The sequence below is a fragment of the Flammeovirga sp. SubArs3 genome, from assembly GCF_947387565.1.
GTDB classification, from domain to species: Bacteria; Bacteroidota; Bacteroidia; order Cytophagales; family Flammeovirgaceae; genus Flammeovirga; species Flammeovirga agarivorans.
This window is the reverse complement of record NZ_CANDOA010000001.1, coordinates 975,207-995,459: the sequence shown is the minus strand read 5'-3', so window position 1 is coordinate 995,459 and position 20,253 is coordinate 975,207. Positions and strand designations below refer to the sequence as shown.

Here is a 20,253-nt window from a genome sequence, read left to right as displayed (position 1 = left end):
TTAAAAGAAAAAAGCGATGAACTCCTTTCGAAATTCATCGCTTTATATTTTTATTGAAGTAATTACTTCAAAATTATTCTGTTACTGAAGCTGCTTTTGTAATCCAGCTTTCCACTAAATCCTTCGATGGGTTAGGGATTTGCTTTAATTTCAACTTCTTCTTCATACCGATGAAGTCGTTCATTAATTTACCAGCGGCTTTATCTGCTAAGTCAGATACCATGTAGAAACCTAACTTGTGCATCACAGGAACTAAATCTTTCTCAACACCGATCGATGACCATTGCTCTTCAGAAGAAGCTACAGGCCATTTTTCAGGACGCATTTGAGGGAAGAACAATACTTCTTGGATAGAAGCATTATCTGTTAACATCATTACAAGACGGTCGATACCAATACCTAAACCAGATGTAGGAGGCATACCATATTCTAATGCTCTTAAGAAGTCTTGGTCGATAAACATTGCTTCGTCATCGCCAGCTTCCATTAACTTCATTTGCTCTTCAAAACGCTCTCTTTGGTCGATTGGATCGTTAAGCTCAGAGTAAGCATTGGCTACCTCTTTACCATTTACCATCAACTCAAAACGCTCTGTTAATTCAGGATTATCACGGTGGCGCTTACATAAAGGAGACATCTCAACAGGATAGTCAGTAATAAATGTAGGTTGGATATAGTTCCCTTCACATTTCTCACCAAAGATCTCATCGATCAATTTACCTTTACCCATAGTTTCGTCATGCTCAATGCCTAACTCATCACAGAATACACGTAATTCTTCAACAGACTTACCGTTGATGTCTTTACCTGTGTGTTCCATAATTGCCTCAGCCATTGTTACTCGACGGTATGGAGCTTTGAATGAGATTTCGTTATCTCCTACTTTCGCATCTGTTGTACCATTTGCTGTCATAGCAACATGCTCTAAACATTGCTCAGTAAACTCCATCATCCAGTTGTAATCTTTGTAAGCAACATAGATCTCAACTGCTGTAAACTCTGGGTTGTGTGTTCTGTCCATACCTTCGTTACGGAAGTTACGAGAGAACTCATATACACCATCAAAACCACCTACGATCAAACGCTTTAAGTAAAGCTCGTTGGCAATTCTAAGGTATAAAGGAATATCCAAAGCATTATGATGAGTAACAAATGGACTTGCTGCCGCACCTCCAGGGATTGCCTGAAGCACTGGAGTATCCACTTCTAAATGACCGTGATCATTGAAGAAGCTACGCATAGCGTTAATGATTTTCGTTCTTTTTAAGAACGTTTCCTTAACACCTTTATTTACTACCAAATCAACATAACGTTGACGGTATCTTAATTCCGGATCTGTGAATGCATCGTGAACAGTTTCGTTACCGTCCTCATCCTTAGTGATCTTTACAGCTGGAAGCGGTTTCAACGATTTTGATAAAACCTTCAAGCTTTTCGCATGAATACTGATTTCACCAACTTGAGTTTTGAATACAAAACCCTCGATTCCAATAAAGTCTCCTCGATCTAAAAGTTTCTTGAACACCTTATTGTACATCGTCTTGTCTTCACCTGGACAAATTTCGTCTCTTGCGATGTAAACTTGGATACGGCCTGTTGCATCTTGAATTTCAGCAAACGATGCTTTACCCATTTCACGAACGCTCATAAGACGACCAGCAATAGTAATTGTACCGTAATCGTTTGGTCTACGTTCGAAGTTCTTTAATATATCTTCAGCAGAAACGTTTACGTCAAATTTTGCCGCTGGATATGGATCAATACCAAGATCCATGATCTGTTGTCTTTTTTCTCTACGGAGTACTTCCTGTTCGCTAAGAATTTGCATTGTTGAATGTTTTATTCTTGAGAATAGTAGCCTAATTTGATGCTACTACACAATTTCAATCAACGAAAGTAATAGATTTAATTTGAATAATTGCCCTATTGAAAGAAATTCGTAATCAGAATTTCAATAATTAAAATATATTTTGATAAATCACTCAAAAATTAAATAAGAATTGCTGTATTGTTCTTATTCTATCTTATCCACCATCATTTTTACTTAGAGATTTATCGGTATTGCCATTACCCGTCTCAGCTAAATCACCAGTGGGTTTTGATGGATCTTCTTTTGTCTCTTTTATAGTCTTTTGTTTTGCGATATCTTTACTAATTTCTGTTGGCATCTTTTCAATCAGTTCACTAAGCGTTTTATAAGAAGCATCCAGTTCATCCAACCTACGATTGATATCTTCTTTATCCAACATGCCTTCCTTTATTGATTGGATGGTTTGGTCTAATTTCGCCACCTCTTCATTTATTTTATGAATGCTTGTCGGAATATTGTCTATCTGTGTTTCCAAATGAGCATCCTTTTCTTCTAATGTCGTGAGATGGGTATTAATAGCATTGATGTCTTCGTCAGAAGGTAATTGATCTACTTTGGCCAATAAGTCTTTTTCTAAAGCTTCAATTGCTGTCACTTTTGTCATCACCTTTTCAACTACATCTTTTTTGGGTAACTTTTTCACTTTTGTATCCAAGGCCGAAATATTTTTTGAAAGCCCCGCTAACGTATTCTTCAAGACATCAACCTTATCTTCAAATTGAATGATATTACTGTTATTGATCACATCGGTTAATCTGGTAAGAGACGCGTCTAATCCTGAAGATTTCTTAATAATATCGTCTAAGTCTTTATGAGCATCTTCTATTCTTTTATTCAATTGTTGACTTTGCTTATCCGCCATACTTGCATTAAACGATGACAAAGAGAAACCAATAAATAATACCACACCTAAAACTTTACCTAGATCAGTAAGTTTTGAAATGTTCTTTTCACTGTAAAAAGTTTCTCCAAGAATGGCGACTAGACCTGCCACTGCAGGGATAAAATGACTTAAGTAAGAAACATAGCTGTCTACATAAGTGATCTCACCACTGATAAAGAAGATTAGTGTTGAGATCAATCCGGTAGAACCAAGTACGAGAGCAATAAAACCAATAGAGTTATAAGGTAGAAATCCTTTGTTCTTGTCTTCCTTTTTTTCTTTCAGACATTTTGTGATTAAAGGAACAATATTGGCCACCAAGGTAATGGCATATGAGATATACAAACTGGCGTATTTACCTGGGTCCTCTTCTTTAGGGTGTTTTGAATGCTCAATAAACGCCGGTTGAATATAATTCAATAATAGCATTAGTGAGAAAAGAACGACAATAAAGCCTCCAAACAATGCAGATTTTTGCACATGAACTTTGAATGGATCGCTATCTACAGAAAATCCTTCTTTTTTAAAACCGATAATTAGAAACAGGCAGGCAAATACTACACAGTGAGAGAGAGTAAAAAAATTTAAGTATTCCATTTTTAAGTTTTAGTGGATAGTTGAGTTTTATATATGAAAGTCAAATAATAGTTTTGTAATCAGCTACTTATAAAAAAGCCTCAAATACTTTAAATATTTGAGGCCTTTGATGTTTTAGTTATTTGTAAGTGGTATCCTACTCGATTCTTTTTCATTTTTCTTAGAGAAAAAGAAGATTAATGCTCCAGATGTAAAGAACATAATTAATGAATATACACCAGCAGCAATAGATAGGTCTACTCTTCCCATAATACCTATTGCAATGGTAATCGCCATAGTACCATTCTGTATTCCTGTTTCAATGGCAATAGAAGTCGCTTGAGGTGTTTTTAAGCGGAATAATTTGGCCGCTAAGAAACCGATTCCCATTGTAATTACATTTAAAAGTAATGCCGCTGATCCTGCTTGAGAGAAATATTCGATCACATTATCTCTTTCTTTGATCACAATACCCAAGATCATCACAATTAAAATAACTGCAGATGCAATTCTTGTAGGTTTAGCCATCTTATGTGCAAAGGTGGTTGAAAACCTTCTAATCGCCATTCCCAGAATAATCGGAATAATACTTACAATCATAATCTTCTTGATTGTTTCAGGTACATCCAATAAGATCTCCTGATCTTGGCTGATAAAAAATGTTGATCCCATATTGATCACAAAAGGAATAGTAACAATTGTAGCAAAACTACTTACGGCTGTTAATGACACCGACAATGCAGTATCTCCTTTGGCCAAATGTGTGATAAGATTGGATGTTGGTCCCCCCGGACATGCCGCAAGAATGATTAAACCTACTGCAATAAACGATGGCAACGCTAAATAATAGCCAATTCCAAAAGCCACAATCGGTAAAACAACCAATTGTAAAACAAGTCCTAAAATTACAGCAGTAGGATTTTTTGCTACTCTTTTAAAATCATCTAAGGTGAGCGACAATCCCATACCCAACATAATGATGGCTAAAGCCAAGCCGAGCAATAGCGTACTAGTCTCATTCATAGTAGTAATAAATTAGTTAGTTAATGTTACGATTAAATACAAGTCAATATGATTTCACAGATTTTGTTCCAATTTTCAAGAAGGTCACCAAATTAAGGAGAAAAGAAGACCAACTAAGTAAATATAGATCACTAGTATACAGCTAGTTAATCTGACAATAATTTGAGAAGGGAAAAATAGTTTTAATTATTTCAGGAGATTTAAAATTATTAAGATTTCTAACTTGCATCCTATATTAAAATCAAAAAGAAAGGTTAATAAAGGCAACCGAATAATAAATTTGCCGTTATTTAAATTAAATCAACTCAACAAAAATGAAAAAAAGATATGACTATAAGTTTGCTTCAGTACATCTCCGATGTTAAATCTGAAATTAGGTTCTTAGAAAACGAAATAACTTTCTATTTAAATGAAATAAAATTATCAAATGAAAGAATAGACCTTTACCTGAATAGAGAATTAGATACATTCCAAAAAAATAAGCTTAACGAATTTAAGACAACAAACATTCAATTATCAGAAGACATTAAGGCTATTTATCAGGAGATTGACTCCTTTGATGATTCATTGTTACATGAAAGTAATAACACAGAGGTATGTGACGATACTTTTGAAAAATACCACTCTTTTAAAGAGAAGTTAGATGAAGTAATTAATCGTTACATGGATGTAAAAGACCAATTAGTAAGATTTTCGATTTCGGCTTTACGTTAATTAGTATCGCCAAAGATTATTAAAAATATTAAGGAAACCACTTGGGTATTAGTTCACTCAAGTGGTTTTATTTTTTGTAAAACTAAAAAAAATGTTAACCTTTAATATTTTTTATCCTGTAGATCAGTTCATTATTATTTAATTGTGAAATCATTTTGATAATGTCCTTTTCTCCGCTTAAATTTGTAGTCCGTTCAAATGAGAACGGCCAGTTCACTTTGGGGTCGACTGGTTTTGACAGGTTGATATTTTGCAAGTATAAGCATGCAGGCTCATGGGATGAGAGCCTTGAAAGATAGTTCCAAAATCTAGTTGGCAACAATTCGTTTGCTATGGCTGCCTAGTCTCCCTTAGGGTTGTAGACATTTGGGCTTAAATGGTTGAACGCGTATCGCGTTCCCGAGCTACATCGTCCTTTGCCTTGATCTTTGGGCGAAGAATCGGCGGTGCCGTAATCATTGATCTAGTCTGATACCTGCTGTGGGTTGAGGATGAAGCTTTAAGCAGATAAGGATATATTTTGGTTGTTTCCGGCGGGATATATCACGAAAATTTAAGTGAAACTAAGCATGTAGAAGGCTTGACAGGGTGCTTCTCTGGACGAGGGTTCGACTCCCTCCGACTCCACTAATAACCGTCTTTACAGTATTGTAGGGACGGTTTTTTTGTTTCTAGGGGAAAACAATTGTGAAAACATAAATTTCCGACCCTTTTTAAAGACTTAGTGGTTTAATAGCCTTGATGGCTGTAATAAACGGTTTTTTATATAGAAAGGCAATAAATATTATTTAGAACTTTTTATAAACTATTATTCTTTTAAGAAAAAAATGTTATAATTGATTATTTAAAATCTAAAATATAAAAACTCTTTGACTCCGATTGTTCCAAGAAGTAATACTGAAACTAACATAATATCAATTGAAACAAATTCTAATATTTTCATCTTAATTGAAGTATGCTTCTGCAAAAGAAGTTTTTCAAACTTAAAATCTATGATTAAACCAATTAACGTTATAAAAATAACAGTATAATCTTGAATAGTATAATGTAGACTAGCTCCTGATTCAAACAAAAAAAGCTTTATAATAAATGATGACATTAAGTGAGTATCTTGATAAAAAAATGGTACCCAACTTACTATTATAAGCGCTAAAGTTATACATCTATAACAGATACTTTGAGTTATATTTTTAGGCAAATAATATTCAATTAAATATAATGCCGAATGAAAGACTCCCCAAATAAGATAATTAATTGTATTACCATGCCAAATACCGCTTAATATAAATACTAAAATTATATTTAATTGGAAATACCTTGTTCGATTACCTCCAAGGGGAATATATATATAATCCTTAAACCACATACTTAGTGTCTGATGCCATCTATGCCAAAAATCTTTTATCGAAGATGCTATATATGGTTTATTAAAGTTTTTTGTTAGAGTTATACCGAGAAGATTCGCACTACCTATTGCTATCATAGTATAACCTTGAAAATCAAAAAAGATATACATATAATACATCAATAGATTAATAAATAATGAAATAGAACTGTAATCAGTATAATTTAACAGTACTGGATTTAGCAGACTATAAAGTTGGTTAGCAATTACATACTTACAAAATAATCCATATAAAATATGTTTTGAACCTAATCTAATATTAATAGATTTAGTTTTACCTCTATTTTTTAATTGGGGAATTAATGTATTACTTCTTTCAATTGGGCCTGCAAGAATTTGAGGAAAAAACGATAGATAAAGTGAAAAAATAAGAAGTGACTTCTCGTTTCCCCTCTTTTTATTATATATGTCCACTAAATAACTTATTCCCTGTAATGAATAAAATGAAAAACCTACAGGTATTATGATACCATTAATATCTAAATTAAATAAGTAAGGAGTTTTAAGAAAGAAAAAAATAGAAACTATCGGAACAATAAAAACTATAAGAAATATCTTTCTACTTTTTTCTCTATTCAGAATAAACCCTGAAACATAAAAGTAAATCGTTAAAACAATCAATAATATTAAAAAATTAGGATCAATCTGATAATAGAAAAAATAGCTATTTACTAATAGTAAACTATTTCTAATTAACTTTTTCTTAAAAACTATATCAATTACAATAGAAAGAGATATAATTATGAAATATTGGATTGAAAAAAAAGGCATATTCAATTATTGTGGTAAAATCGGTTCCTGTTCTAACTCTTTAAAATATATTCCATCAAAAATTCCATATTCACCAGCATAAATTAAAGTATCTCCCGAAAAATTAAATATAGGATCCCATTCGTTTCCTCTTGTATTTGTTACTCTTTCAATTTTTAGAGATGCTAAATCTAAAATAAATAGATCCCAATTATTTTTTTCAAAACCAGAATATACCAACTTGGTTCCATCAGGTGAGAATGAAGGATCCCAGATATCAAAATTTGAGTCTGTCAATTTCACCTCTTCCTCGGTTTTTGTATCATACAAATATAAATTGAAGAATTCATCTTTACTTTTTGATATGTATACAATTTGATTTTTGTTTATGGGAGAAAAAACAGGTCTCCAGCTTTCATTTTTGCCATTAGTTAAATATTTTTTACTATGAGATTCCACTTCATATTTTACTATAATAGGGTTTGTAATATTTTTATTTGTTTTTTTCCATTCTGCATAAACAATACTTTTACCATCCATTGAAATATCAGGAATAGCTCCAAAAATGGAATCAGAAGCAGTTATTGTAAACCTTTCAGATTGATCTAAATTCATAATAATCACATTTGTTTTATTTGTAGCCTGATTTCCTTCTGTGAAAACTAATTTATTTGATATTTCATTATATTTTGGATGTATTTCATCTATATCATTATATGTTATTCTCTTTACTTCATTTAAGTTATTATCTGCAAGAATAATTTCAGAGTTTCCAGCTCTAATCGATTGATATAAGATATTATTACCATTATTTAAAGTTGTTGGATACCTATCTCCTATAAATTCCTTACTCAATATTGAAACATTAGATTTTGTTTCATGATGATTAATTATATCTGCGACTAATTTATGCCCATTTATATTTAAGTGTTCATCATAATCGTAAAAAGGAAAGAAAGGTACTTGAGAAAAAATATCGTACATATCGATAAATTCAATGTTATATTTTTTACATAAATCTAACATTAATTTATTCGGCTTTTTAAGGTCCAATTCAGCTATATCAATATCAAAATTTTCCAATACTTCATCTAAGTACCTTTTAGATATTTGTTCTTTTGTTGGAATCAGAAAGATTATTAATTCAGCACCTTGACTCGTTGTTACTTCACTAAACTCCTTAAGATATTTCTCAAATTTTAATAAATCATTTTTCTTTATCTCAGATTCACCTTTATAAAAGATATTATAATCTAAATTCCCCTCTTTTGTATCATAAAATGGCTCTGTCCACCTCCCCAATGGCAATTCTTTTGGATTAGCATACTTAAAACCATATAATAAAAACCTTATGAAATTTGACTTTTGCATCAAGTAATCAGTTAACCCATAAGTTCTTTCTTTTACATTCATGAAATCGTTAAAACTACATAACTGCAAAAAAACTTTTTTAGGTTTTAGCTTATACCCCTCATTTTTATAATATGCCAATTCTTCCGCAATCCCAAATCCACTTATTCCCGAATTAATAATAATTTTATCAGGGTGTTTTCTATATAAATCGGTTGTAAATAGATCATGAAAATCTACCTGAGCACCTTGAGTAAATGAATCTCCGATAAATAACCAATCAACAGTATTTACATTATAGTTATTGGGTTTGTTGTAATGTTTTGAAACTCTATATCCTTCTTGATTAGTTACGTAATCTACAACATACTCTTTATCGTATATTTTTTTATTTAAAAATGGTTTGTTAAAGTAATAACCACTTTTTAAATCATATAAATCTTCAATTATATAATCGGAAAATTTCTCATTAAAAATTAATTCAGAATAGATAAAAAGGGAGATAACAGAAAGGCAATTAATTAACCACCAATTGATCCATGATTTTTTAAATTTAAAGAGATTAATAATTAATATGGCTAGTGTAATAAAAAATATTGATAAACTTAATATTAAGTTATCCACTACTAAATAAAACACAACTGGATTAACTAATGTGAAAGATAAAAGAACATAAGCTATAAATTTATAATATGTTTTTTCATCAAAAGCTTTTCCCTTCATTTATATATGATTTGTTATTGCTTTAATATCTTCACTATACTTTTTTGAAGTTGTAAATACACCTCCACATTTAGGTTTTAATTCACACCTATTACATTCTTCTAAATATCCCCTTTTCCAATCTGAAATAGATGGCCTTAAAAACTTCCATAATTTTTCGCTCACTAAGCAATGCTGTAAATTATAAATTGACACATTCATCCCATTTAATGATAAAAATGAAATTGCTTTTTCAAGGTTATTTAAGAACATACTTGGTTCTATATCCAAAATCTTTTTGTTGTATGGAGTATATCCAGTAAACTCTAAACCCATAAAAGCGATATGTTCAACAAAAGGCATATTCATATAGATAAACTCCGATAAATGAAAAAGTCTATCATAACTTTGTTTATGTAATACAATTCTAACTTCAACTCTCAGGCCATACCTTGCAGCATTATGAATACCATACACTGTTTGATTAAAAGCTCCTTTTGCCTGTACTATATAATCATGTGATAAGTAATAATCCGAATATAAAGGTATACCATAAACTATATTTGGATTATTTACTTCAGCTAGTTCTTTTACAACACTTTTCCAAGCAAATGATCTACCATTTGTTAAGATATGAATATAGGTATCAGGTAAAAACTCTGTAATTAACTTCAAGAGCTCAGGTAGTCTTTTACCTAACAAAGTTGGTTCACCACCTGTTATACCTAGAGAAGATAAATTTTTTGGTAAAAGTTGAATTAATTCTTTATTAACCTCAAAATAAAAGTCTAAATCATCTCTGTCTTTTGGAGGTTGAGAACACATCAAACAATTACTGTTACATCTATCAGTAATAAATAATGTATTATGAATCGATTCATTTTGATAAAGTATAGTAACTTTTCCTTTTTCATTCACTAATAATATATCTTCATCTTTTAATTTTTCTACCTCAGATGAGCTATTTAATAAAAGTGTAGGAATATTCTTTGGTACACCTAGTAATTGACCATAATAAATAACTAACCTTTCATTACCATTTTTATCAATTAAAGTAATAGTATCATCAATATTCTTAATTACTTTACCTACAATAACAGTTTCAATAGAAGCTGCTTTTCCCTTTAAATGTAATGTCATGTTATTTATTCGTAAGAATTATTATTTATCCATGATCTGAATATTTTTTCATAACCAGATTCTTTATCAGCTATCAATTCAAAAAGAAACTCAATGATTGCCATATTTTTCATACAATGTGTTGATGTTGGTCTATGACCTTCCATATCATTTTGAGTTGCATGATTTCTTACTGGATCTGCTCCACAATATACTTGTAAACCACAATCAGAACATCCATTTAATGATTCTAATGCCCAGGATTGGGCAATCGCTTCTGATTTTTCTCCATAAAATATGTCAGCGTAATTATCAGAAACATGTCCTAGTTGGAATGTAAAATCTTTATTTTCCGCAAGCATTCTTGACTCATCACTCGCATAAACATAACCATCATAGTTATAGACTACAACTCCATTTATTACTCCTGAAGGAGATTGCAGATCAACAAAACCTGTAGTAAATGGTGTTAAGATCTTCTTTAATACAATAGAGGCATAATCTTCCACAAAAAAATGTCCGTTCTTATTTAATTCAAGAATATACAGTAAACCTTTTTTATAAAATTCTATATATTTTTCAGTTTCATATATATTTTTCTTTGAGTTTTTTAAAGCAAAACCATATGGGCTAATTGCTCTTAGAAAGATATGATTAAAGCCATTTTGGATATAATTATCTATTATTTCTTTAGGGTAATCAAGACTTAATAAAGTAGTTGTCATTAATGCAGAAATATTTTCAGTTGGTACTATTTCCCTACTTTTATTTAATGCATTTACTACCAATTCATAACTTTGTGTACCTGTTTTGGCTCTATTTTGATTATGTACATATTCAGGTCCATCCAAAGACATTGATAACAAAACATTATTTTCTAAACAATATCTTAACATGTCATCCGTAATTGGAGTTAAGTTTGTACAAATGACGAAATTTATATCTTTTTGAAAATGTTTGTTTAATTCCTTAGCTCTTTCTATAGAGTACTTTACTTTGTCAAAAGCAAGTAGAGGTTCTCCTCCTTGAAATTCCATTGTAATACTTGCTGAAGGTGTCTTGAACATTAAATCGATAGATAAATCAATATCTTGATAAGACATGTCAAAATCATTTTGATTTTCTGTTTTTCTAGAAACTTGACAATAATGACATGAATGATTACACCTTAACGTTATTACAAAAATATGTAGTCCAGTAAAATGATCTAAAAAAGACTTTTTGGTTCTATATCTTGTTGCATATATGTCAATTAACTCTGGGATAACAGACTCAGATATAAAAAACTTTGAGAGTAGATTTTGATATAACTCAGATGATTCATCTACATTTCTATGAATGATATCTGCTACAGTACCCTCTTTTTCAATCAAAAAATCACCTACCTCATTTACAATAATTTCTTTTCTATCCTTTAATCTATGAAATTTAAACGGTAATAAATGGTAAGTATTATTAAAACTATTATAAAACTCTTTTGTATTAAACTTCCTCATTATTCTCTGGGTAATATCCAACAGGATCTGAAATCTCTCCATTTGGAGGTGTCTCAAAATCATCTAGGTTAGAAAATGCTTTTGCAATCAATAACTCCTTTACAACTTTTGTCTCTTCATTAACTATTGACCTTAATTTAAAATCATATATATCTTGTCTAATTTTAGAGTTTAAAGAATTAAAATGCTCCTTAGTTATTTCTCCTTCTTTATAAGTTAAATCAATAATATAATTTGGATTCTCTTTTGAAAGAGTAACAATATAATTATCAGAGTACCAATAAAAACATTTCATAATTACAGGTTCAGTATATAATGAATCTTCAAAGATACAAATAATTGTATCTTTACTATTTTGTAATATTTCCATAAATTATTTCTGCAATGCAAAATTAATAATAATGTTTTAGATGATGATTTATTCTATCATTTACAGTATAATGTGAAAACACAATTACCCTCACTATCCCTATTTATACCTCCCCTCCTTAAATGATAAGATTTTCCTTGATACGTTTGAATATTATCTTCTCCATTCCATACAAACGAATCTGAATATGCATAATAATAAACAGCAGTATTATTAACATTTTCAACATAAACAGTTGCACCTGTTTCAATTGTAAACCAAGCTTTTGTTGTCCATTGATTGGTAATCATATCTTTATACCTTAGAAGTAGATATATTTTTTCTCCACAAGTATTTTTGAACTTCACTCTCGTTTTTGTGCTTTTCTTTACTGGAGGAGCAGTGTAAGGAGATGTGTAAGAAGATGAATTATTGTTATAACTAGGAGATGTATAAGTAGGCGTTGTTGTAGTACTAGATGAATAATGTGAAAAATGTGATGCATGACCCGAGTTACTCGAATAATGAGATCTATGTGATTGATGAGATCTATGTGATCTATGCATCTTCAATTCGAAATCACCATCAGAAAATTGCCTTAGTAATAATTTAGGTGAAAGATCAGGTGTTAACTTATTTAAAACAAATTCATTATCTTTCAACTCATCATTTCCGTCATCATTTTTATTTGTTTCTAATACATCATTTGCTGTAGATGGATAAGATGATACAATAGATGTCATAGCACCTAAAATAGTTTTTTTTACTAAATCTTTAAGTTTCATATTACCATGGTTTTATGAAATCCTTTGATGTAAACAAATGATTTCTTTCTTTCTTTTCTTCTGAATAAACAAACTGTTGTTTAAATAATTTTATAGGGAAAAGAATCACTAAATATATTAATAACAGACTTATCTTTAACAATAGTTGATTTACTTTATTAAGTACTTCATATATTATATTTCTAGTTAAAGGAAAAAACAAAAATAAAGTATAAATTATTAAAGCAATGTATAATATTTTGATTGGATATTGTAGGTAAAAATACAATAAACATAAAACGATATAAACTCTAAGAAATACTATTTTATCTTTCAAAATAATGAATATATAAAAGGTGAGATATATGCAGACTCAGAAGCTATCATTATTCCTCCTATTAACAATACTAAGATGATAATTGGTAAGAAATAAAATTTTTTCTTTAAAAATACAAAGCGTATTAAATCAATAAATTCATCCATTCTTTTTTGCTATTATAAAATTATCAACTACTAGTATATCCAGATTAGTAGAATTAAAACAATTAAGAGCATCTTCAATGCTCTCAACAATTGGTTCTCCACGAAGATTAAAACTTGTATTCAATAACATAGGGCATCCTGTTTCTGAAAAGAAATGATTTAACAATTCATAAAATTTTCCATTCATTTTGTTAACCGTCTGTATTCTTGATGTATAATCAACATGAGTAATAGAAGGGTAATTAGAAATTATAACATCCTTTTGATTATCAATACTATTCTTATTCAAAGTTACATTTTCGATTCTATTCTCTTTATTAATAGCACCTACAAATTGCATATATTTAGAATTAGATATATTAAAATAATTCAATGCTTCTGATTCTAAAATAGAAGGTGCAAAAGGACGAAAAGATTCTCTAAATTTTATTCTTTGATTTACGTAATTTTTCCCATTTTCTAATCTTGGATCTGCTATAATACTCCTATTGCCTAATGCACGAGGGCCAAATTCTGACCTTCCTTGAAACCAACCAATAATTTTTCCATTAACCAACTCATCAACTACTACAGTAAGCAATTTATCATTATTATATCTATTTACTGTTAAATCATCAGTTAACAAATCTTTAGAAAAAGAATATTCTTTTCCTAAATATGGAATTTCATTATTTTCTCTTTTCTGATTATTGTAATAAATATGCCATAAAGATAAAGCAGCACCTATGGCACCCCCTGAATCTCCAACTGAATAAGGAATAAAAACCTCTTTAAACAATGATGACAATTTAACATTTCCATTTACTACACAGTTCATAAAAAAACCACCACCTAAGCACAAGTTATTGGAATCATTAAGTGCTTTCAATTCTTCTAGTAATTTTAGAACAACTTCCTCTACTACATGCTGAATTGCTAAAGCAAAATTACAATGATCTATCTTTAATATGTCATCTTGTTCTCTTTTTGAAAGACCAAACAATTCCCTCCATTTTTTATGGTCCACCATTTGCTTTCCAAACTGAAAAGTAAAGTAGTTCATATTTAAGGTAAATGTTCCGTTTAGGTCAATTTTTAATAAATTCTTTTCAATCTTAGATTTATATTCCTTGTATTGGTTAGAATCTATATCTCCATAAGGAGCTAAGCCCATCATTTTATATTCACCAGAATTTACTTTAAAGCCTAAATAATAAGTAAATGCAGAATACAATAGTCCTAATGAATGAGGGTATAAGACTTCTTTCACTACTACTAATTCATTCCGTTTTGCTTTCCAGTACGATATTGTAGTATTTTCACCTACACCGTCGATAATTAAAATTGATGCATCTTGAAACGAAGATAAAAAATAAGTTTGTGCTGCATGTGACAAATGATGTTCAGCAAATTTTAACTGTATATTTTTTGTCAGCCCAATCTCGTTCATTTTTTTTTTGAACGTTCTTTTTAAAAATAATTTCTCACCGATCCAAGAGGGTATATTTTGAATAAATGGTATTATACTCTTTGGGTAAGTATCAATAAAATTATCAATGATCCTTTCAAATTTCACATATGGTTTTTCGTAATAAATAATATCGTCAATCTCATTAATGGATATATTTAAAAAAGACAAACAATAATTGATACTTAAAATTGGGAATGATTTATCATGTTTAATTCTTGACAACCTTTCTTCTTGGATAGCCACTAAAATTTTACCATTCTCAATTATTGCAACTGCCGAGTCATGGTAATAACATGATATTCCTAGAATTTTCATTATAATAACCTAAGATGGTCAATTTAAACATTAACTTCAGAGTCAGAATCAGACAAATATTTAGAATAAGAAAAAGATAATGATTCATCAAAGGTTTTTAAAAACTCCTCTGCTTTCTCCATTTTCTCCTTATCTATTTTATCAATATTATCATGAAAAGGCACAGCAAGTGGGTTCATTTCCCATAATGTATAATTTTTGATATGTAATCCACTATCACCCAATTCATCAGTAAATAAGTTCTTTTCATTTTGTCTTAAATAACTCCACAATACTAAAACTTTTTGATATTCAATTTCATCTTTAAATTCATCATAATATTCTTTCAACAAAGAATCAAAACTACTCATTCCCTCCTCTAAACTAGTTTTTTGATTATTAATTTGATAAGCAACCCATTTAATATTATACAAATCTCCATATGGGCTTTCATTTGATTTAAATAGTAATGAACTAATAAAATCTAATCTCATATCTTTAGACTCTGACAAAAGTTCTTCTATGAGTTTTCTACAATTGTCAGATAAAATATAAAGACCATCTTCTATACTAGATTTATTGGTATAGATAATATCTAACAAAACTCCTTGTGTAAAGGGCTTAGATACATTGATTTGTAAGTACCTTTTTAAAAGATCTTCAGCAGAATTAAAAAATATATCTTTATAGTTCTCTAAAAAGTTATATTTCTTGATCCTATTTAAATCACTTAATTTCTCTTTTTCAGGTTCATTATCAAATTGTATATATGCTTCAATTAACAGCCTTAAAAAGGCTAGCTTTATTTTTAAAACTTTAATATTTTCATCAAAATTTAATTCGAAATAATTATTAAAAATCATTTCGATAAACTTCTCTTTTTGTTCTTTTGAACGAATTTCAAGATCCAACAAATAGAGAAATCCATCATAACTTTGGTCATCTAAGAAATCAAAGTACGTAATAAAAGAAATATATGAATTTATATATACTTCAAACTCTTCGATTGTTTTATAGGTATTTATTGCTAAAAATAGATTTCTTATGTCCTTTTTATCAACACCTGTTTCAAGAATTGATTTAATATGTGAAATCACCAAATTAATATTGTTTCCTGAAACTAACTCTTTTAAATCATTTGTTGAAAAATCTTGAACTAAGGTAGATCCTTTTATAAAGTAATGATGGTGATTAGAAATAATGGTTAGATCAGAGTCTTTGATAAATAATAAATCCAAAATCTTCTCAACCTGCCCTGAAGGAGTATGATAATAATCTCTATCGTTTCTATTATTAGAATTGACCAAATCTTCATGAAGGGAATCAAGGTCACTTTCTAAATTATTATTAATCATTACATTTTCTTCAACTTCAAATTTTTGTAATTCATGAACAATTAATTTAGAGTTGTCAATTAGTAACTCTTCATATTTTAAAAGTTTTTGAGTGAGTTCTTTCCTGTCAATTAATGAATAATAATCATTATTTATTTTACCTAAAAAAATTCTATTTAGACCTTTATCTGATAATATTTCCCATATTACTTTATGCTTAAATCTCAATAATGACAATAAGAAAAAATTTCTAATATTTGCTACTGAATCGTTTGAATCATAATCAATAATAAAATGATTCATAAAGTTTTTTAGATCTCTAATATTTTGAAAAAAGTCTTCAATAAAGAGAACATTTTCCAACTTTTCATGAGGATTAGTAATCAATGGCAATAACTCTATTTCATCTTCATTTAAAAAATTCTTTAAATATTCGACTAAAATATAATTTAACTTTTGCCTATTCATTTTAGGCAATTCTATTTCAAGTTGGATTATTTTATTCAAATATTGCTCATAGCTATACTTATTTATACCTTCTTTTATTGCATAATCTACGTAGTCTCTATCATAAGCCAGAACAAAATACATATTTGGAAAATTAGATGTATTTCTCACAAGGCGCATTATTTCAGGGATTTCATCCTTATCTAACCTATCTAAATCATCAATAAAGACCACTATTTTCTTTTTCATCATTTTCAATGATTTTGATGTGGACTTATATCGTTCTCTTATTGATTGAGGAGAGCTAGCTAGGAGGCTAGATGAGTCAATAACGGATTTAAAAAAAGGAGTACTATGAAATGAATTTAATGCTTTTGCATACTTAATCAGTTCCTTTGAAACATTTGTATCCACAAACTTAACCTTATTGTTCAACTCTTTAAAAAAGTCGTCGATAATATTATTTTTATTTCCACTTAACCATGGATTAAAATGAATTCTTAATAATGACTCTTCCTTGAGATTATCATCTAAAAAATTAAGAAAAGTTGTTTTTCCATCACCCCACTTTGATGTTATTCCAATTGTAAAAGCAGTATTATAATCAGAGTTTTTTATATTGTTTTTTAATACACGAACAGTTTCTTCCCACCCATATTGATCGTCTTTTAAATTTTTAAGAGGAGAATCATTATATAGAGCTCCATCACTCTTTTTTTCATTGATTTCATAATAATATTCTAAAATTAAATTTCGTAAATATTTAATATTTACACATAAAACAAATACAAAAGACAGTAAAACTAAATAAGGAATATTCACTCCGTATAAAGTATAATCAATATGATAATATCGATTATATAATCTCACATATTCAATAAGGTAAATACTTAGAATATAAAACCAAGATGGAGTTAAATTAATATTTGATTTATAATAACTATAATAAGCTAGTCCTATTGAAAAAATAAATATTATTAATGTAGCAAAAGTAATATCTTCGAATAAAGTATAAATTTCACTCAAATAAGGTAATACAATCTTTTCATCAAATAAGTTAATTATTTGATTATCTAAGGAAAAGACAGCTCCTACAATAAATAAAAGAATAATAAAATTCAATGATCTAAAGTATTGGATATCCTCTATTAATGTAGGTTTCAGAGTTTTAATGGCTGCATAAAAACATCTAATCTTTTTATTAAAATAAGTAATAATCATCTTTCCTCTTGAAACTAGAATATCTTTAAACTTGATCATACTTATCTTAAAGATATACCATCCATTTTTCACTGCTAAAATTAGTTTATTTATAAATTCTCTAAATCTTTCAGGGTATTTTTTAACTTCAACATAATTCTTACCCAACAGAAAAAAGGCCACTTCAAAGAATAAAGCCAAGGATATAAATACAAAACAAATTGGAAGTAATAGTAAGTTGATCATAATAATCAGTTCAATAGTTGTTTAGTTTTTAAAAAATCAAAGAAAGAAAAAGCAAGTCACCAACCTCAAAAGCTAGCAACTTACATCTATAGTTTACCCATTAATCACACTCTTCATCCAATCCAACTCTACTCCTTCTTTTTCTGATAAAGATGTTTCTAGTTGGTAACAAAGAGCTAACAAATTATTTGTTATATCTTTTATAGCTTGAACTTCCTCTAATGGTGGAAGTGGAACTAAAAATTGTTTTAATTTTGTCATACTTAAACCTTCTCTTGAAACTCCTACTTGTACATCCATGATAGTTTGTTGGAACTGAGGTGAGATAATTAAAGTATGTATAAAGCTACTAAGACCTAATTCTTGAAGTCTAACAATAGCAACATGTTGACTTACATTCGCTGTATCAAAATCATCAGGTACAAGTGTACATCGGCCAATAGATCCTCCTGTTATATTTAGTAAGAGATCTTTTGGTAGTACCTTTGTTCCTTTCATTTTTTCATGAATTGCATCAGTAATTAATGCTACATTCTCCAAACGCAAACCGTCATTGTATATGTTTTGTGAACGGAAAAACTTAATTCCTTCCTCTACATATGCAGATTTCCCACCAGATGGTGTACTACCTGCTCCTAACTTTATAGAAATATCCTGCATCCTACACCAACTCCACCCTTCAGGCAACTCATAAGGAATTTCCTCTTCAGTAATCTCTGGAAGGGCTTTTTCTTTCTTGATCTTCTTCTCCTTTATGAGTTGTGCTTTTTCTTCTTGGATACGTTTTAGCAGTTCGGAAGCGGGTTCAACATTGGGGTTTTCTTTACGCCAATGATGAGTGAGCTTTCCTTGAACGGCTAATTGTAAGATGGCTTCTCTTAGCTTCTTTACATTGGGTTGGGTAGTATAGAAGGTTTGGAAGTGAGGTTTTAAGAATGTCCAAGCATTTTCTGTATCGGAAGAGGTTAATTGCTGTAATGAGGATGTGGCAAAGTCTTCTTTTAATTGAATTCGCTTTTTTGTCTGCTCTTCTAATTGCTCGATTTCTGAAAAGAGTTGTTTTACGATTTGGACGATGGCTTTTTGTTCTTGTTCAGGAGGGATACCTATTATTGCTTTCTTTGCACTTTCAGTTCCTAATCTTGGCATCCTCATTCCATGAGTAGATCTATTCGCATAATTAATAAAAAAACTACTTTTCAAAAACAACCTTATGTAATCAGGATAGATTGAACCAAATAGTTTGATTGGAATTATTTCAGTAGAACACACTCCTCTTTCATCAGCAACAATGACCTTATCTAGATATGGTCTTAGCTTGCCGTAAAGAACATCTCCTTTACTAAACCAATTTTTTGAACTCTTAAAAATTCTATCTTTATAAAATACTTTTTTTAATAATTTTGATGTTCTTTTTTCTATATCTTCTAATTCTAAAACCCAAATATCCTGTTCTACATCTGAGGATTCAGCTTTAATTGTTTTTCCATAATTTGAGATATTCCCTAAACGTGACCATCGCCAAGAATTCGGCAAATAAAAGGGTATTTCACCCTCATCAATCACAGGTAAAGTCTTCTCCTTCTTAATCTTCTTCTCCTTTATCAATTGTGCCTTTTCTTCTTGAATACGTTTTAGTAATTCAGAAGCAGGTTCGACATTAGGATTTTCTTCTCTCCATTTCTCTGTCAACTTCCCTTCCACTGCCAATTGAAGAATTAAGCCTTTTAATTCCTCAGCATTTTTAGGATGGATACTTAACTCCTTGAAGTATTCTATGATATGCGAATGTGTCATG

At 29.7% G+C, this 20,253-nt stretch carries 13 protein-coding genes and 1 other RNA gene; 2 read left to right on the top strand and 12 right to left on the bottom strand.

Annotated elements, in window-relative coordinates:
• Positions 1-73: 73 nt before the first annotated feature.
• The 3 genes from lysS to QL232_RS03565 form a co-directional block, all read right to left on the bottom strand.
• On the bottom strand, positions 74-1,828 hold the full coding sequence (lysS, locus tag QL232_RS03575; RefSeq protein ID WP_281613121.1) for a lysine--tRNA ligase: 1,755 nt from the start codon (positions 1,826-1,828) through the stop codon (positions 74-76).
• A 196-nt stretch (positions 1,829-2,024) separates the two neighbouring features.
• Positions 2,025-3,350: a hypothetical protein gene (locus QL232_RS03570; protein ID WP_281613120.1), complete on the bottom strand. Its 1,326-nt coding sequence runs from the start codon at positions 3,348-3,350 to the stop codon at positions 2,025-2,027.
• 114 nt (positions 3,351-3,464) lie between these two features.
• Complete coding sequence (locus QL232_RS03565) at positions 3,465-4,352, bottom strand: bile acid:sodium symporter family protein (protein WP_281613119.1); 888 nt, start codon at positions 4,350-4,352, stop codon at positions 3,465-3,467.
• 327 nt (positions 4,353-4,679) lie between these two features.
• On the opposite strand from QL232_RS03565, the gene QL232_RS03560 reads away from it, so the two are divergent.
• Positions 4,680-5,066 (top strand): hypothetical protein, encoded by a 387-nt coding sequence (locus QL232_RS03560; RefSeq protein WP_281613118.1) that lies wholly within the window; start codon positions 4,680-4,682, stop codon positions 5,064-5,066.
• Positions 5,067-5,286: 220 nt separating this feature from the next.
• Positions 5,287-5,696, top strand: a transfer-messenger RNA (tmRNA) gene (ssrA, locus tag QL232_RS03555).
• Positions 5,697-5,910: 214 nt separating this feature from the next.
• Here ssrA and QL232_RS03550 read toward each other — a convergent pair.
• The 9 genes from QL232_RS03550 to QL232_RS03510 all read right to left on the bottom strand — a co-directional run bounded on the left by QL232_RS03550 (position 5,911) and on the right by QL232_RS03510 (position 20,252).
• A complete protein-coding gene (locus QL232_RS03550) occupies positions 5,911-7,242 on the bottom strand; it encodes an MBOAT family O-acyltransferase (RefSeq protein WP_281613117.1) in 1,332 nt (443 codons plus the stop codon).
• A 6-nt stretch (positions 7,243-7,248) separates the two neighbouring features.
• A complete protein-coding gene (locus QL232_RS03545) occupies positions 7,249-9,294 on the bottom strand; it encodes a hypothetical protein (protein ID WP_281613116.1) in 2,046 nt (681 codons plus the stop codon).
• Entirely contained in the window at positions 9,295-10,413 is a 1,119-nt protein-coding gene (gene hxsC / locus QL232_RS03540) for a His-Xaa-Ser system radical SAM maturase HxsC (protein WP_281613115.1), read from the bottom strand.
• 5 nt (positions 10,414-10,418) lie between these two features.
• The gene (gene hxsB, locus QL232_RS03535; RefSeq protein WP_281613114.1) at positions 10,419-11,888 is read right to left on the bottom strand and encodes a His-Xaa-Ser system radical SAM maturase HxsB; all 1,470 of its coding nucleotides are present in this window, start codon (positions 11,886-11,888) and stop codon (positions 10,419-10,421) included.
• Entirely contained in the window at positions 11,875-12,258 is a 384-nt protein-coding gene (gene hxsD / locus QL232_RS03530; protein WP_281613113.1) for a His-Xaa-Ser system protein HxsD, read from the bottom strand. The genes hxsB and hxsD overlap by 14 nt, the downstream gene beginning before the upstream one ends.
• 56 nt (positions 12,259-12,314) lie before the next feature.
• Entirely contained in the window at positions 12,315-13,022 is a 708-nt protein-coding gene (locus QL232_RS03525; protein WP_281613112.1) for a hypothetical protein, read from the bottom strand.
• Positions 13,023-13,476: 454 nt separating this feature from the next.
• Positions 13,477-15,249 (bottom strand): carbamoyltransferase N-terminal domain-containing protein, encoded by a 1,773-nt coding sequence (locus QL232_RS03520; RefSeq protein ID WP_281613111.1) that lies wholly within the window; start codon positions 15,247-15,249, stop codon positions 13,477-13,479.
• A 23-nt stretch (positions 15,250-15,272) separates the two neighbouring features.
• Positions 15,273-18,455: a P-loop NTPase fold protein gene (locus QL232_RS03515; RefSeq protein ID WP_281613110.1), complete on the bottom strand. Its 3,183-nt coding sequence runs from the start codon at positions 18,453-18,455 to the stop codon at positions 15,273-15,275.
• A gap of 93 nt (positions 18,456-18,548) precedes the next feature.
• Positions 18,549-20,252, bottom strand: coding sequence for a restriction endonuclease subunit S (locus tag QL232_RS03510; protein WP_281613109.1), 1,704 nt, complete (start codon positions 20,250-20,252; stop codon positions 18,549-18,551).
• Position 20,253: the final 1 nt, after the last annotated feature.